At 50.5% G+C, this 15799-nt stretch carries 14 protein-coding genes; 11 read left to right on the forward strand and 3 right to left on the reverse strand.

Annotated elements, in window-relative coordinates:
* The first annotated feature begins 312 nt into the window (after positions 1 to 312).
* Genes ACN5NT_RS04980 through ACN5NT_RS05005 form a run of 6 tightly spaced genes read left to right on the forward strand, consistent with a single transcriptional unit; the run spans position 313 to position 4041 of the window.
* Positions 313 to 474 (forward strand): hypothetical protein, encoded by a 162-nt coding sequence (locus ACN5NT_RS04980; RefSeq protein WP_419174685.1) that lies wholly within the window; start codon positions 313 to 315, stop codon positions 472 to 474.
* Positions 475 to 480: 6 nt separating this feature from the next.
* On the forward strand, positions 481 to 1080 hold the full coding sequence (cbiM, locus tag ACN5NT_RS04985) for a cobalt transporter CbiM (RefSeq protein ID WP_419174686.1): 600 nt from the start codon (positions 481 to 483) through the stop codon (positions 1078 to 1080).
* The gene (locus ACN5NT_RS04990) at positions 1080 to 1739 is read left to right on the forward strand and encodes a hypothetical protein (protein WP_419174687.1); all 660 of its coding nucleotides are present in this window, start codon (positions 1080 to 1082) and stop codon (positions 1737 to 1739) included. The genes cbiM and ACN5NT_RS04990 overlap by 1 nt, the downstream gene beginning before the upstream one ends.
* Complete coding sequence (locus ACN5NT_RS04995) at positions 1739 to 2518, forward strand: DUF4198 domain-containing protein (RefSeq protein ID WP_419174688.1); 780 nt, start codon at positions 1739 to 1741, stop codon at positions 2516 to 2518. Before ACN5NT_RS04990 ends, ACN5NT_RS04995 begins: the two co-directional genes overlap by 1 nt.
* On the forward strand, positions 2515 to 3270 hold the full coding sequence (gene cbiQ, locus ACN5NT_RS05000) for a cobalt ECF transporter T component CbiQ (RefSeq protein ID WP_419174689.1): 756 nt from the start codon (positions 2515 to 2517) through the stop codon (positions 3268 to 3270). The genes ACN5NT_RS04995 and cbiQ overlap by 4 nt, the downstream gene beginning before the upstream one ends.
* 30 nt (positions 3271 to 3300) lie before the next feature.
* Positions 3301 to 4041, forward strand: coding sequence for an energy-coupling factor ABC transporter ATP-binding protein (locus ACN5NT_RS05005; protein ID WP_136795477.1), 741 nt, complete (start codon positions 3301 to 3303; stop codon positions 4039 to 4041).
* Between the two features lie 41 nt (positions 4042 to 4082).
* On the opposite strand, the gene ACN5NT_RS05010 is transcribed toward ACN5NT_RS05005, so the two are convergent.
* Entirely contained in the window at positions 4083 to 6206 is a 2124-nt protein-coding gene (locus ACN5NT_RS05010) for an AAA family ATPase (RefSeq protein ID WP_419174690.1), read from the reverse strand.
* Positions 6207 to 6670: 464 nt separating this feature from the next.
* Here ACN5NT_RS05010 and nifE point away from each other — a divergent pair, with 464 nt between their 5' ends.
* The 3 genes from nifE to nifB all read left to right on the forward strand — a co-directional run bounded on the left by nifE (position 6671) and on the right by nifB (position 10772).
* A complete protein-coding gene (gene nifE, locus ACN5NT_RS05015) occupies positions 6671 to 8029 on the forward strand; it encodes a nitrogenase iron-molybdenum cofactor biosynthesis protein NifE (RefSeq protein ID WP_419174691.1) in 1359 nt (452 codons plus the stop codon).
* Positions 8026 to 9381, forward strand: coding sequence for a nitrogenase component 1 (locus tag ACN5NT_RS05020; RefSeq protein WP_419174692.1), 1356 nt, complete (start codon positions 8026 to 8028; stop codon positions 9379 to 9381). Before nifE ends, ACN5NT_RS05020 begins: the two co-directional genes overlap by 4 nt.
* Positions 9382 to 9494: 113 nt before the next feature.
* Positions 9495 to 10772 (forward strand): nitrogenase cofactor biosynthesis protein NifB, encoded by a 1278-nt coding sequence (gene nifB / locus ACN5NT_RS05025; RefSeq protein ID WP_136795481.1) that lies wholly within the window; start codon positions 9495 to 9497, stop codon positions 10770 to 10772.
* A gap of 430 nt (positions 10773 to 11202) precedes the next feature.
* Here the strand turns inward: nifB and ACN5NT_RS05030 are convergent, their stop codons facing one another.
* Positions 11203 to 12069, reverse strand: a complete 867-nt coding sequence (locus ACN5NT_RS05030) for an OmpA family protein (protein WP_419174693.1) — start codon at positions 12067 to 12069, stop codon at positions 11203 to 11205.
* Between the two features lie 548 nt (positions 12070 to 12617).
* On the opposite strand from ACN5NT_RS05030, the gene ACN5NT_RS05035 reads away from it, so the two are divergent.
* Positions 12618 to 12836 carry a hypothetical protein gene (locus ACN5NT_RS05035; protein WP_419174694.1) on the forward strand — a complete coding sequence of 73 codons (219 nt, stop codon included), beginning with the start codon at positions 12618 to 12620 and terminating at the stop codon, positions 12834 to 12836.
* Positions 12837 to 13021: 185 nt separating this feature from the next.
* Here the strand turns inward: ACN5NT_RS05035 and ACN5NT_RS05040 are convergent, their stop codons facing one another.
* Positions 13022 to 13276, reverse strand: a complete 255-nt coding sequence (locus ACN5NT_RS05040; RefSeq protein ID WP_419174695.1) for a hypothetical protein — start codon at positions 13274 to 13276, stop codon at positions 13022 to 13024.
* Positions 13277 to 13315: 39 nt separating this feature from the next.
* On the opposite strand from ACN5NT_RS05040, the gene ACN5NT_RS05045 reads away from it, so the two are divergent.
* On the forward strand, positions 13316 to 15757 hold the full coding sequence (locus ACN5NT_RS05045; protein WP_419174696.1) for a S8 family serine peptidase: 2442 nt from the start codon (positions 13316 to 13318) through the stop codon (positions 15755 to 15757).
* Positions 15758 to 15799 lie beyond the last annotated feature (42 nt).

Genomic DNA, 15799 nt, shown 5'->3' on the forward strand with positions numbered 1-15799 from the left:
AGCTGCCGGGATATGCCGGTTTGGAATAGTGTCTGGGCGGAACCCGAAAAGGTACGCCCTGCCTGGACTCCGATTAATCCACAAAACGCTGTCATCTCTTTCGCCTTAATGCTAATAAACTAGAACAGCTGCCTATTCTGGTTTATTTCAGCTATCCCCCGGCTATTATTGCGGTATTTTCCAACCACTCCTTTTCTTTCTCTAATTTTTTCCCCTTGACACCCAAGAGCTAAGGTGGTTATGTAACACGTATTGAGAAATCGTGTTACCTGTTTTTGTTTACGGAGTTGCGTTAGCAAAGGACCACTCGATATGACAACACAGTATGGTAGCAGTAACAATCTGGTTATCGATTCTTTCAGGGCTTCCGGCTACTCATGCCATGACCTGAATATCGCCTGTACAACAGACCTTTGGTCATCATTGCCGGCGATAACCTCCTTCTTTTTATTTCCCCCTTCCAACACCCCATAGTTTGCTATGCATATTTCAGAAGGTGTATTATCCGCTCCCGTTCTCATCACCGGTGGTGCCTTAACAGCAATCGGCACTGCAATCGGTCTGAAGTCTATAGACTACGACCGTGTCATGCCGGTGGCCATTCTTACGGCAACGTTCTTTGTCGCTTCATTGATCCATGTGCCTATCGGCCCCAGTAGCGTTCACCTGGTACTCAACGGCCTGCTTGGAATCCTGCTGGGCTGGGCCTGTTTTCCGGCAATCCTGATTGCTCTGTTATTACAGGCTGTCTTTTTTCAATTTGGGGGAATAACCGTAATTGGCGTCAACACCCTGAATATGGCAGCGTCTGCCCTGGCCTGCTACTACCTGGTCCGCCCCTGGCTTGCCCAACCTAAAACCCGAGCTGCGGCAGCCTTCATTGCCGGTTTTGGAGCCATTCTGCTTGCTGCCATTTTTATGGCGGCTTCCCTGGCCCTTGCGGATATAGGCTTTCTCCGTGCAGCTCAGCTCTCAATTGTCGCCAACCTGCCGGTAATGGTCATAGAAGGCTTCATCACCATGTTCACGGTAACCTTTATTGCCCGGGTCCACCCAGACATTCTCAAAGGATATAAATAATGAAAATGTTCAACTCTATAGCTACGCTGTCTCTGCTGCTCATTCTCATAGCCGGCACAGCGTTCGCCCATAAGGTACGGGTCTTTGCCTACGTTGAAGGAGATGACATTGTCGGAGAGACAGCCTTCAGCGGTGGCAAATCTGCCAAAAACGTAGCCGTCGAAGTGTATAACGATGCCGACAACGCCCTGATCAGCTCAACCACTACCGATGAGAAGGGAGAGTTTTCCCTGCCCATCCCAGATCTCGCCAGGGAACAAAGGCTTAACCTGAAGATTGTCGTCAATGGCGGAGATGGCCACAGAAACAGCTGGCTATTGAATGCAGATGAGTACCTGCCTGCACCTGAAACCAACGACAGTAATCAGGTAGCCCCACCTGCAGCGCAGACACCGGCAGAGGTCAGCCCTGCCGCAAAAGGTGTTCCTGGCCTGCCAGGTGCAGAAATCCGGCAGGCAATAGATGAAGAGACACTACGTCGTATTGTCGACGAGTCTGTAGAAAAACAGTTGAGACCTGTGAAGCATATGCTCGCTCAAACCAAGGAGAAGCAGATATCACTGCAGGATATCATAGGCGGCCTCGGCTATATTTTTGGTCTTGCCGGCGTCGCGGCATACTTCTCATCACGAAAAAAATCCGAGAAAGGAGAACATTAATGATCCGCAACATGATTGTCGCCGGTTGTGCTACCGGTATACTTTTATGCGGTGCCGGGCAAACCATGGCGCACTTCGGCATGGTTATTCCCTCTGAAAATATCGTCACCCAGCAAAAGAAAAATATCGACATCAACCTGTCTTTTTCCCACCCATTTGAACTGATCGGCATGGACATGGTGAAACCGACCCGTTTCTACGTGGTTGCTGAAGGTGAACAGACCGACCTGCTCAATTCCCTGCATGAGGCAGAGGTTATGGGCCACCAGAGCTGGGCAACCAACTTTAAAGTGAAGCGTCCCGGCGTGTATCACTTTGTCATGGAACCGCAACCATACTGGGAACCAGCCGAAGACCTCTCGATCATTCACTACACGAAAACCATTGTCGCCGCCTACGGAGATGATGAAGGCTGGGACGAACCAGTCGGTTTACCAACCGAGATTGTGCCGATGCTGAGACCGTTCGGCAATTATGCCGGTAACAGCTTCACGGGGCAGGTACTTATCGACGGCAAGGCCGCCGCCAATGCTGAGGTGGAGGTTGAGTTATATAACCGCGACGGCAAATACCAGGCACCAGGCGACTACCATGTAACCCAGGTAATCACCGCAGATGAAAACGGTGTCTTTTCCTTCACCTGCCCCAAACCGGGCTGGTGGGGCTTTTCAGCGTTATCAGAGGCCGACTACACAATCAAAAATCCAGAGGGTGAGGATAAAGGTGTCGAACTGGGCGCCGTTCTCTGGACCTACCTCAACGAATACCAATTACAGTGATATTCGAACAATTCAGTCAGGGTAATTCCCTGCTTCATAGAACAGACACCAGGGTCAAGCTGGTCAGCGCCACGGCGCTGACCCTGGTACTGGCACTGACAAAGAGCTACCAGGTCGCATCGTACGGCCTGGTGCTCGCCACGCTGCTGGTTTTCATGGCCAGGCTGAACCTCAAAAGTGTTTTACTGCGTCTGGCGGTGGTCAACAGTTTTACCATCTTTCTCTGGCTGACCCTGCCCCTGACCTATCCCGGCCAGGCTATTGCCACACTTGGGCCACTTGGTATCAGCGGTGCTGGAGTGCATATGGCTTTGCTCATCACCTTGAAGACCAATGGTATCGTCCTGCTCTGCATCGCCCTGCTTGCGACTTCAAACATCGCCGATATCGGCCACAGCCTGAACAGACTGCACTTTCCCGAAAAGCTTTGCCTGCTGCTGCTCTTTTCTTATCGTTATGTATTCCTCATTCATCAGGAATTTCAACGTCTGGTACGAGCCGCCCGCCTCCGTTGTTTCAGGCCCGCCACCAATATGCACACCTACCGTACCTATGGGTATCTTTTCGGCATGACCCTGGTGAACAGTTGGCATCGCGCCGAGCGGGTCAATCAGGCGATGACGCTGCGGGGATTCCATGGTAGATTTTACAGCTTGAATGAAAAGTCCTGTTCCAGATCAGATCTGGTCTTTGTAGTTGCTATGATCTTCGTCGCCGCCGGACTCGGCTCGTTTGAGCTGCTTGTGTTGTAGTTGCCAATCTTCCTCAAGGACACACCTGATATGAAACAACCGGCAATCCTCACCCTTCGGGATATAACTTTTTGCCATTCCATACAATCGACCCCGGTTCTTGACGACTTCAACATGGAGTTTCGCCAAGGGCAGCGGCTGGGCCTGATCGGGCCTAACGGTTGCGGCAAAACAACCCTGTTTCATATCATCATGGGTTTACACGAACCCACCTCGGGGTCAATTCTTTTTCGCGGTAAAGAACTCTCCGACAAAAAGGATTTCGATATTCTACGCAAAGAGATTGGCCTGCTCTTTCAGGATGCCGATGATCAGCTTTTTTCCCCGACTGTCCTCGAAGATATCGCCTTTGGCCCGCTCAACCTGGGTGCAACCCCGCAAGAGGCGAAGGATATCGCCGTCCGCACATTGAATAACCTCGGCCTCGATGATTTCGCCAATCGCATTACCCATCAGCTCTCCGGCGGTGAGAAAAAACTTGTCTCGCTGGCAACCATCCTCGCCATGGAGCCCAAGGCTGTTCTGCTTGATGAGCCGACCAACAATCTCGACCCCGCGACCCGCCACAAGCTTATCCACATTCTGCGAGACCTCGATGTCGCCTATATCATCATTTCACATGATTGGGATTTTCTCTCGGACACCTGCGACGACATCTACTCCATGCAGAACGGCAAGGTTACCGACTGCGGCAAAGCCCATCTGCATAACCACAGCCACGCCCACGCTCATGGTGAGCAGCCGCACCGCCATGGACATGGTCGTGCGTAAGCTGCTTTTCTTCTGTTTACCCGGATATGTTCTGAAAAAATTTATTCAACCAGTTCGATCTCAACTCTCCTGTTTAGGCTACGCCCATTTGTGGTATTATTTGAGGCCACAGGCACATTGCTGCCATAGCCTTTGACCATTATCTGTCCGGGATCAACTCCCCTGCCAAGGAAATAACTCCTCAGCATATTGGCTCTGGAAAGTGAAAGACGATAGTTGTAATTCAGAGAACCATGGGAATCTGTGTGGCCTGAGATCTTGATTGTCGCGCTGGGCCGCTGTTTTAAGTGGGCAACCAGAGCCTCTAGACCTGCCAAGTCACCAAAGTCAAAGTCGCTCGAATCATGATTGAACCGCAGTATCAGCACTCCCTGTGGTACTTCTGATGCAATATTTTTCATCCGGAACCGCACCATAGGTCGTTTTTTTGCTGTTGTCGAATCACCGCTTCTTGAGTTGTTAACCACTGCGGACAGGACCGCAACAGAGGTTAATGTATCCTGAGGCGAGTCGGCCCGACTCATCTGGCCTTGCTCTATCTCATTCAGCTCGGTCTCAGTAGTACTTGGCACACCATTCTCATCAACAGCCCCCCCTTCTTCGCTCTCCCCGATCAGGATTTCATCCGCTCCAATTGTGCTCTTTTCGCCCACAGGCTGATCTTCAACTTCTGCCACGCCCCCTGTAACTGGTTGTCTGGAATCTTCAGTCAGGTCTTCCGCCGCAACCTCGGTTGAGCCATCACCTTGGTCAGTTATAGTGCTCCCTATAACGTCTTGTGCTGATTGGTCACCTTCCGGTTCTGTCTCAAATCTTTTTAAATTATTGCCTGATTGGAGTTCGATCTCTATCGGTTCCTTGACCGGTTTGTCATGGAAATGCATTTCATTGTCTTGAGCTTCCACTACATTTGAACGTACTCTCGTTTCGGTTCCTTGCCTTTTGTCGCCCGGCTCACCTTCTGCCTTGTCGGCTCGCCTCTCGTCCGGTTTCAGCGTTGTCGTCTGTTCATCAACCATTTCTGTAATGTTTGGCCGCTCAGGCACCAGTTTCTCGGTCAACCACTTGTATCCTGTCAGGAAGGTTCCCGGTGCCAAAATATAGAAAATCATTAAACCACCAAACAGTATGGCCGCAGTGGTCATTATTCCTGATAGTAGACGATTGGCCTTCTCCTGCTTGAGATCAGTCCGAAGATCATCATTACCACTGGCATATTCAGCTGCTGGAGCAGAGGGTCCGGGGTTTGCCTTCCCCCCCTCGTCTCTGGCAACAGCTACCGCGGCGACTGCCGGCTTAGTCCGTCTGGGCTGGATGGCAGGAGGAATCGGTCGAGGCGGCGGCACTGCTTTTCTGGTATATTGCGGGATTTTCAAATCATGGGCACAGATCCGCACCATGTCCGCGTCAATAACACGCCTCTCCTTCACATAACCGTTGAGCAGGCAGTGATCGCAGATGATATTTATCCGCCTGGGAAAGCCACCTGAGTAGGCGTGGATTTCGCGCACAGCCCTATCGTTAAACAATCGCTCAGTCGTGCCGGCAATTTTCAACCTGTGAACTATATACCTGCCGACCTCCACCTCCGAGAGCGGATTGAGGTGATAATTGAGGGTAAGACGCTGGGCCACGGCCCTGTTCTCAGTCTGCTCCAGCACCTGATTAAACTCATCCTGGCCAATAAAAAAAATATTGAGAAGATTGTTTCCGTCCTTCTGAATGTTTGACAGGAGTCGAATCTCTTCCAGCAGATCCTGGGTAAGGAGCTGCGCCTCATCAATAAGCAGCAGCACTTTTTTATTTTCCGCGTAAGCAATCTCCAGTAGATCACTGAAATACATCAAAAAGCGACCCTTACTCTTAAATTCCTTCTTTATGTTGAATGCCCGGGCTACATAATTAAAGAAATCGTTCAACTCCAACCTCGGATCAGGAACAAAGGCATGCAACACATCTGCACTCAGATTCCTGATCAAGGTGTTGATAAGAGTGGTTTTTCCTGTCCCGACATCTCCTGTCAGCAACATAAACCCCTTATTATCGAGCACTCCATAGGTCAGGGTTGCCAACGCCTCTCTATGCTTTTCGCCCAGCCAGATAAATTTAGGGTCCGATGATATCTGAAACGGCTTCGACTCCAACCCATAGTAGGAAAGATACATTTGTCGTTCACCTGAGTGTTATTTAAGTACAACATATTGAGAAATTTCTTTGCAACGTATGCTGAACAGACACGATCCATGCTTTATAACAAAGCAAATCTACATCGATTCCATTGAATATTTGACAAACTGATCCGAAAGCCTCTCTAACACATTATCTACCCTGGAATATCATTGCAACAGTTTGATAGAAAGAGAGATTTATCTTAACTTTTCATATCAGACCTGCACTCCGCTGCAACGCACCTCCATGCTTCAGACATTTTTGTTCCTCGCCTACATAAATGTCTATCATCATACATCATCCTACTCATCACAGAAATTCTTCACACCTCCCAGATCCCCTCGATATCCCTCTGTATTTACGATCTTTGAACATTCTCTCCGACAACTGGCACAGTGGTTGCTCTTCTCACTGCAAAGTCAGTGAACGTAACCATGCGAAGAGACCGAAAGGAAACACTATGGAACCATTACATATACTTAAAGAGCGAAAAGCCCAGATCCACCGCAAAGGCGATGCACCTTTTGCCCTTGAATGCAACAAGGATAGCCTCGCAGGTGCAGTAAGCCAGCGGGCCTGCGTCTTTTGTGGTTCGCGGGTCGTGCTCTACCCCATTGCCGATGCAGTTCACCTGGTACACGGGCCAATCGGATGTGCTGTCTATACCTGGGATATACGAGGCGCACTTTCTTCAGGCCCCGAGCTGCACCGGCTCTCTTTTTCCACTGATCTTCAGGAGATGGATGTGATTTTTGGTGGTGAGCCGAAATTGTACAAGGCACTCATTGAGCTTATCGACCGGCATCAGCCGAAAGCCGCTTTCGTCTACTCCACATGCATTGTCGGCCTCATCGGCGACGACCTCCAGGCGGTCTGCAAACGTGTTGAAAAAGAAAAAGGAATCCCCGTACTGCCTGTCATGTCCGAAGGATTTAAGGGCAACAAAAGAGCGGGCTACAAAGCCGCCTGCAACGCCATGGAAAAACTGGTCGGCACCGGTGACACAAGTGGTATTTCCAAACACAGTATCAATATTCTCGGCGACTTCAACCTGGCTGGCGAAATCTGGCTTATCCGCGACTATTACCAGCGTATCGGTATCGAAGTGGTCGCCAATATTACCGGCGACGGCCGAATCGACGATATCAAACGGAGCCACGGTGCCTCACTCAACGTCGTCCAGTGTTCCGGTGCCACCATGGATCTGGCCAACATGATGGAAGAACGGTTCAACATCCCCAACATCCGCGTTTCCTACTTCGGCGTCGAAGATATGGCCGAATCCCTTTACGAGGTCGCCCGCTACTTTGATGATGCGGAGATGATGGAAAAGGCCCGCATACTGGTTCGTGATGAACTGGAAACTTTGCTTCCCGAACTCCAGCAATATAAAGCCGCTCTCACCGGCAAGCGTGCTGCCATCTATGTGGGAGGTGCCTTCAAGGCCTTCTCCCTGGTCAAAGCTTTCCGCCTGCTGGGTATGGATGTGGTCATGGTCGGCTCCCAGACTGGTACTGCCGAAGACTATGAAGAGCTTCAGGAAATTACCGATGAGGGAACCATCATCATCGATGACGCCAACCCGCTGGAGCTCTCAGCCTTCATCCGCGAAAAGGATGTGGACATCTTTGTTGGCGGCGTCAAGGAACGCCCCATCGCCTACAAGCTCGGTGTGGCCTTTTGCGATCACAACCACGAGCGCAAGGAGTTGCTGGCCGGTTTCAGCGGCATGCTCAACTTCGCCAAAGAAGTATACAGCTCGGTTATGAGCCCCGTGTGGCAGTTCGTTCCCAGAAGAGCAGAGGAGGAAATCTCATGAGCAAGATGCCTAATTACATATCGACCACCAACGCCTGCAAACTCTGCAAACCACTTGGTGCTTCACTCGCCTTCAGGGGTATTGAGGGGGCGGTCCCCTTCCTGCATGGTTCGCAGGGCTGCGCCACCTACATGCGACGATACATTATCAGCCATTTCAATGAACCGATAGATATCGCCTCTTCTTCTCTTGGTGAGAAACATGCGATTTACGGTGGCTCAGCCAACCTGAAGCTGGGCTTGAAAAATGTCACAGCGAAATACTCCCCGGAGCTGATTGGCGTGGCAACCACCTGTCTGACCGAAACTATCGGTGATGATGTACAGATGATTATTCAGGAGTACAGGGACGAATTTCAAAGCGGTGCCGGTGAACCACTCATCGTCTCGGTCTCTACCCCGAGTTACTCAGGTTCGCACATGGAAGGATTCCATGCCGCCACCAAAGCAGTGGTTGAGCAGTTAAGCAGTGGAGGTGAACGGAACACCACCATCAACATCCTGCCGGGATTCATTTCAGCCGCCGATCTCAGATATCTCAAAGAGCTGGTCAGCGACTTTGATCTCAGCGCCACCATTCTCCCTGATTACTCTGAGACTCTCGATGGTGAAGCGCTTAACGAATATCCCCTTATTCCCAAGGGCGGTACCCCCTTATCCGCTATTGCCAGGATGGGGTGTTCGAAAAAAACTCTTGAGTGCGGGCGAACCCTGCCCGACTCAACCGCCGGGACAAGTTTAAAAGTGAACCATCAGGTGCCCTTGACCCGACTGGGCCTCCCTATCGGTATCCGCGAGACTGATACCTTTATGTCTGCTCTTGCCGAGGCAAGTGGCAATCCTGTTCCTGAAAAATATGCCACAGCCAGAGGACGTCTGGTCGACGCTCTGGTCGACGGCCATAAATACATCTTCGGTAAACGGGCCATCGTTTACGGAGAGGAAGATATGGTGGTCGGCATTACCGCTTTACTGGCCGAAATCGGTGTCCACCCGGTGCTCTGTGCTTCCGGCGGCAAAAGCGGCAAGTTTAAAAACAGCATCGAAGCAGTGCTGGAAGGGCTCAACTGCGAGCTGCCTGAGGTTCATGAAAATGTCGACTTCTTCGACATAGAGGAGCGCGCGACAGAACTCAAGGCAGACATGCTGGTTGGTCACTCCAAAGGCTACACCTTTTCCAGAAAAGCCAATATCCCTCTTATCCGCGTTGGTTTTCCAATTCACGACCGCGTGGGAGGACAACGGCTACTGCACATTGGTTACCACGGAGCCCAGCAACTGTTTGACACCATCACCAACACCATGATCGCCAAAAAGCAGGACGACTCCGACGTTGGCTACAGCTACATGTAGAGCACAGGAAATTATCGACTCAAGCAATATTCAATATCGCTTCAATACCGTTACATATTGCGACAACAGAGGCTCACAACTCCGGTCAGCCTCACTGATAAAAGGCCAATACCATGAAAGAACTCAACACCAGGGAGTATCATCGTCATCCATGTTTCAACCCTGAGGCAAAGGGCAAATACGGCCGTGTGCATCTGCCGGTGGCCCCGAAATGCAACATTAAATGCAACTTTTGTGATCGTAAATATGATTGCGTCAATGAGTCCCGGCCAGGCGTCACCTCTTCCATACTCAGCCCCGCTCAGGCCAAAAGATACATGCACAAAGTGCTGGAAAAAGAACCTCGAATCAGTGTAGCGGGTATTGCCGGGCCTGGAGATCCATTCGCGAACCCGGAAGCCACAATGACCACTTTACGTATGATTCGTGATGACTTCCCTGACACCCTGCTCTGTCTCTCCTCAAACGGAATGGGTATTGGCCCGTATATCGACGAAATTGCCAGGCTTAATGTCAGCCACGTAACGATAACAGTCTGTGCGGTTGACCCTGTGATTGGCAGTCAAATCTACAACTGGGTGAGCGACAACAATATCATTTACCGTGGCTTGCAGGCTGCGGAATTGCTCCTTAAACGACAGCTTTCCGCAATTCGCAGACTCAAGGAACATGGTTTGACCGTGAAAATCAACTGCATTGTCATACCCGGCGTAAACGACCATCACATAGAAGAGATCGCCGTGAAAATGAAAGAACTCGGGGCTGATCTTTTCAACTGCATGGCACTGTTTCCCAACGTCAATACGCCATTTGGTCATCTGGAACAACCCAGCAAAAAAGTGATGGAGGAGTTGCGCGCCACCGCCGAACAATACCTGCCACAGATGCGACACTGCACCCGTTGCCGGGCTGATGCCGTTGGCCTGCTTGGTGAGGATCGCACCGAAGAGTTCAGAAGTTGCCTAAGTGATTGCTCGAGCCATAAAACCACCAAGGCTGAAGAACGACCGTATATCGCAGTGGCAAGTCAGGAAGGAATACTGGTCAACCAGCATCTGGGAGAAGCCACCACTTTTCAGATTTGGGCCAGATCAGGCGGCACGCTCAAACAGATCGACGATCGGAAAGCCCCGACAACCGGCGGAGGCATCCGGCGGTGGCACCAGTTGGCAAAAGTACTGGGTGATTGCCAGGCTGTGTTGATCAGCGGCATAGGGGTGACCCCTGCTGATATTCTGACAAAAGCCGGCATTACGCCTGTTGAGGCTGCAGGCTTTATCGAAGAAGCGCTTCACACCGTCTTCGATGGCGGCAAGACTGAAGGTCTGAAAGGCCGCCGTAAATCATGTGCCTCAGGCGAATGCCTCGGCTCGGGTACAGGTTGCGGTTAAGCCGGAGAGTTACCAGACACACCATGATCTCAAGCTGTGTTTATTTTTTGAAGTAGCAGATCTATTACCTTCTCCTGCGGCACAACTCCCAGGTCTCTCATTCTGCCAAGAGAACCTGGTTCGAATTTCTCATGAGCATTTTGTCGAAATCAGAAGATAGTATGAGTTTTTCAGGCATTGCTGAAATCCGCCCCTCTTTTCTTCAAAATGCTCACCGAAGGTCAGTCCATCCAGTGTCATCTTCTACAGTATTTCGGCAGTAAACATAGTCCACTATGGTTTACTGCCAAAAACTTCGAACCCGACACTGCCTGAACTGATGAGAAGTTCGAACTGGAGCTGCCGCATTTCCATAAAAAATCCCCCGGAGCCTGAAAACTCCGGGGGATTTTTTTTAAATACCTTCTGCTACGATAGTGCTCTAAGCAGCTTACTGCATGTTGCTGGTGAACTGAGCTCGTCTGTTTCTGGCACGCCCTTCCGCGGTGTCATTCGGATAGGCAGGCTGTGTCTCACCATAACCAACAGAATCAAGGCTGGCCGGGTCAATTCCAACATTCTGTATCAGGTAGTTCATAACTGAATTAGCACGTCTTTCAGAAAGACCCTGATTGTAGGTCTCGGCACCGATGCTATCGGTATGACCTTCGACCGTGAGTTTCAGGCCCGGATTGAGATCGAAAATACGCTTAGTATCGTCCAATACTGAGAAGTACTCAGGCTTGATGTCATACTTATCAAAATCAAACAGCAGGTCGTTACCAAACTCCCAGCATCCTCTCTCGTTGACCTGCACACCTTTTGGCGTATTCGGACAGTCATCCCGAATATCAGGGACCCCATCACCATCACTGTCGATCAGGGTGTATGCTGAAAGGATATTCTGCCAGGCCCAACCATCGTAAGCTATGCTCACGCTATCTCCAAAAATCACCTCGTCACCAACAACCCTCGCATAGGACGGCACTTCAAGTATTTCACGAGCATTCTCAGGAAGCAACTCAAGACCATAGGCTGTGAAAATATTGTGATAGTATGTTGGCGGATAGGCGATATTATCATCATTGAAGACAGCCTCTCCGTCACCTACTTTCGCATAGGTTTTGGGAACCATACCTGCGTACTCAGGCATCAACTCAATGCCATACGCTTCCATGATCTGATTGAACTTATACGATGGATAAGCGGTGGACTCGTTCTCGAAGGTTACTGTTGCATCCTCCGGCATCTCAATAGCCATGGCAGGTGTACTGAGAGCCAGAGCTGCCAGTGAAACAAATAGTGTTTTTTTCAGCATACTGTTCTCCTCAATTCGTTTATTACGTTTTCAACCAGCAGATATTCAGGCATCCCAGATGGTGATCGAACCCTGAACTTAGAGCCCATTGCATCGCAGGGACCCGGTTTCAGCGCCAAGCGCAGACTCGCAGGCTGATTTCAAAACAGACCAGCAAACGCCAGGTCAACTGCAACACGCTGCCCTCATAACAATCCAGCACAGAGATCTAGAGGACAGAAGTTCAATCGAAATCAGACCAACATAACTTTTCACCCCAACAAACTTGCTTTTCGGAGCCGCAACACTCGACTCGCCGTAACCTGTTGATATTCACAGGAATGAACAAAATGAGCATTGCGTGTGTTAGGTAACGATAATCAATTACACTCCACAATCAAGGAGCTTTTCACAAACATTTCAGTTGCTTCTGAGCCTTTCCTAACACTATAAAATACTGATAATCTGATATTTATTTGTATTATTGAGAGCCCCGGAGCTATTGGGGGCAAAAAAAATAAATTATGGGGTTCTTCATTAGCACATATTGAATCAGCAGATTGCCAGACATGGACAAAGAAATACCGTTTATCTGCTTAGTCACACTTGAAACTCAATCAAAATCTTATAATCTTCTCACTTCAATCCTAACACACGAAGAGCCTATGAATCCAAATGTTTTTGCAGGAGGCTGCTGGCAGCCAACTCTCTCTCCGGATGTTATTTCCCCACTATTTGCGGCAGAGGTAACCGGAAAATTTCAATTTTCCCTCCTGACTTGTGAATAGCGCCCCCCTCAAAATCTCCCTGCCACCACTGCGTGTCATAAGTATTTTTTTCCAGAACCATCCGACAACCGCATTCCCCCGCCAACTCAGGCACAGCACCTGCCGGCCCAGACCACTCCATGCCTATCTATTCTTTTTTCCGATGCTTTTTTCAATATTATTTGTTTTAATGGCTAGTGACATATTCATCCCCAAAAGGTCATTCTTTTTGCTTTCAGGCTTTGCCAGACTATTTCGTATCGCCACACAGCTTTACACGCACCAATCTTGTCCATGTCGAAATACAGATATACCCCTGCTTCAAAGTAGCGCTTAAGGAATCCATACCACTGAATCTGCCCAGTCAGATTTAACCGGAGTTCGGCAGCTATCCGCGCATGCCCGGAACACTCCTTTTCTTCAACAGGCAACAGAAATTGTAATTCGCTCGGATAAAGCATTCCCATACTCCTCAAAACTTACACAGGAGGCTCTTCAGAATGATTTTTTCCAACAGGATTTCAAGAAGATGGAGCCAGACCATCGTTCTGGCTGCGGTAATGCTGATTGCTCCCAATCTATGGGCTGGTCGTCTTGGTCCGCATCTTGAGAGAGTGATCGAAACCGAAGGTGCCCGCTTTGCCGGCGGTAAATTTGCCTCCACATTCACCCGTACAATAGACGGCAAAAAAGAAGGCTTTGCCCATGTCTTCATTGATGCCGATATTGCCTCGTTAAAAAACCTAGAAGCTCTGGGGGCCGAGATCAACACGGTGACTTCAAGCGGTGTTATGACCGCTGTAGTCCCTGTCAACAAGCTTCGGGCCATAGCCGCAGTGGCCGGTGTTCACAAAGTCACTGCAGGACAACCCGTAAAGAAGATGATGGATGTGAGCGCCACCGCAACAGGCGTCAATCTACCTGACACGAGTTACCCCCGTTCCGGGGATTCAGGAACCGGCGCGATCGTTGGTGTCATTGACACCGGGATTGATATTGAGCACCCTGATTTCATAGATGCGTATGGCGATACCAGGATAATTGCCGTATGGGACCATACCCTGGACTCTACCGATGTAACCCAGACAGTTTCTCCTCCGGCAGGCTTCAGCTATGGAACAGAATGGACTTCACCATTGATCAACGGGGGTTACACCACCTGCGCGCACCGCGACAATGACGGCCACGGTACCCATGTGGCGGGTACGGCCGCTGGTAACGGCGGTGCTCCCAGTTATGCCGGGCCGTATACAGGCCTTGCCCCTGACGCCGAACTGCTGATCGTAAAATTCGACTTTGATAACGAGAAAAACCGCAACTCAGACACCGCCGTGGTCGACGCCATCAACTGGATTTTTGAGAAAGCTGCCGCAGCCGGCAAGCCATGCGTCATTAACATGAGTATGGGCAGCGACTATGGCCCTCACGATGGTACCACCGCTGAAGAGCGTGGTCTTGATGATCTCACCGGTCCCGGCAAGATTGTCTGTATAAGTGCTGGAAACGCAGGAAGTAGCTGGGAAGGCCCCTCTTTCGATACCCATGGCGGCCCAATTCATGGCTCGGGCAATGTCCAGACCAGCCATGACATCGTCATTTCCACCAACAGTAATTATACACCCACTTCGGCTGACGACTACGCCTTCTTTGACATCTGGTATCCAGGCGATGTCACAACCTACGTCCAGATTACCAGTCCGAGCGGTGTTACCTACCCGCAAAGCTACACCGGCAGTAACAAAACCCTGTGGTACACCGATGGCAAATCCGGTGGTTTCGCCACTCCGGAAGGAACGGTTTATGTGGAGAATATCTCCGGTGCAAACTCCTTCTGGGAAGCAGAAAACGGTGACAACAACATCTATATCGAAATTTCTGATTTCAGTGGCGTCAATCCCGCCTCCGGTACCTGGGTCGTCAACATCTACTCCACCGCAAGCGGCGATGTAACCTACCATGGCTGGCAGGGTTTCAGCGACAGCCTGAAACATTCCTTCGTCTGGTATGACAGCGGCAGCGCTTCCCATGTGATCGGAGACGTCACCGATCCCGACCTGGCCGACAATTCCATGACTATCGGTAAGCCCGCCACGGCAATTTCGGCTATCTCCATCGGCGCATACCAGACAAAAGCCACCTGGCCGGGACGACTCTATGATGACTGTGAAGATCCATCGTCTGCATATTCATATATAGACATGGATTACGCTACCCCGCCAATCACCTATTACAACGACTTCCACCTCCAGGACATCGCCTATTTTTCCAGTCGAGGTCCAAGTCGTGATGGCCGCAGTCAGCCATTTATCTCTGCCCCCGGTGTGGGCATTGTGGCCTCCCTGTCCCAGGTAAACCATGCCATACCGGGTTACAACTATTTTCGATGCATGAACCGTGTTGAGTACGGTGGCTACTATACCACCCTGCAAGGGACGAGTATGTCCTGCCCCCATGCGACAGGTTCAGTTGCTGTCCTGTTGGGCGCAGCCTCAGATCTGGGAATTACCCCGGCACCGGCAGACATGAAAGAAACTCTGCGCCAGGGCGCCCGCACCGACAGCTATACACACCCCGCTGCCACTGATCCAACTGAAGCCAACGACGATTGGGGTTACGGAAAAATAGATGTGACTACCTCTCTCGACTATCTGGGTACAACTCCTTCAGATCCGCCCCCCGCTCTTGACACAGTTGTGCCGGACAGTGCCGGCTGGCGTGACACCGTTACCGTGACCCTGTCCGGTTCCGGTTTTCAAACTGGAACCACTGTCGACTTTGGGGCGCTTATTACTGTTAATTCCGTAACAGTGGTCTCTGAAAGCGAAATAATCTGTTCAATCAGTGTAGTACACAAGGCCGTTATCGGCCCCCGTGATGTTACCGTCATCAATCCTGACGGCCAGAGCGCTACGCTGGTCGGAGGATTCACGGTAGTCAAGTAAGATAGTCCTCTCCGAGGCCCCTCCTGGCGTACCATCTCCTCC

Source organism: Desulfosediminicola sp. (assembly GCF_048381775.1).
In the GTDB taxonomy this organism is placed as follows: Bacteria; Desulfobacterota; Desulfobulbia; order Desulfobulbales; family Desulfocapsaceae; genus Desulfopila; species Desulfopila ganghwensis.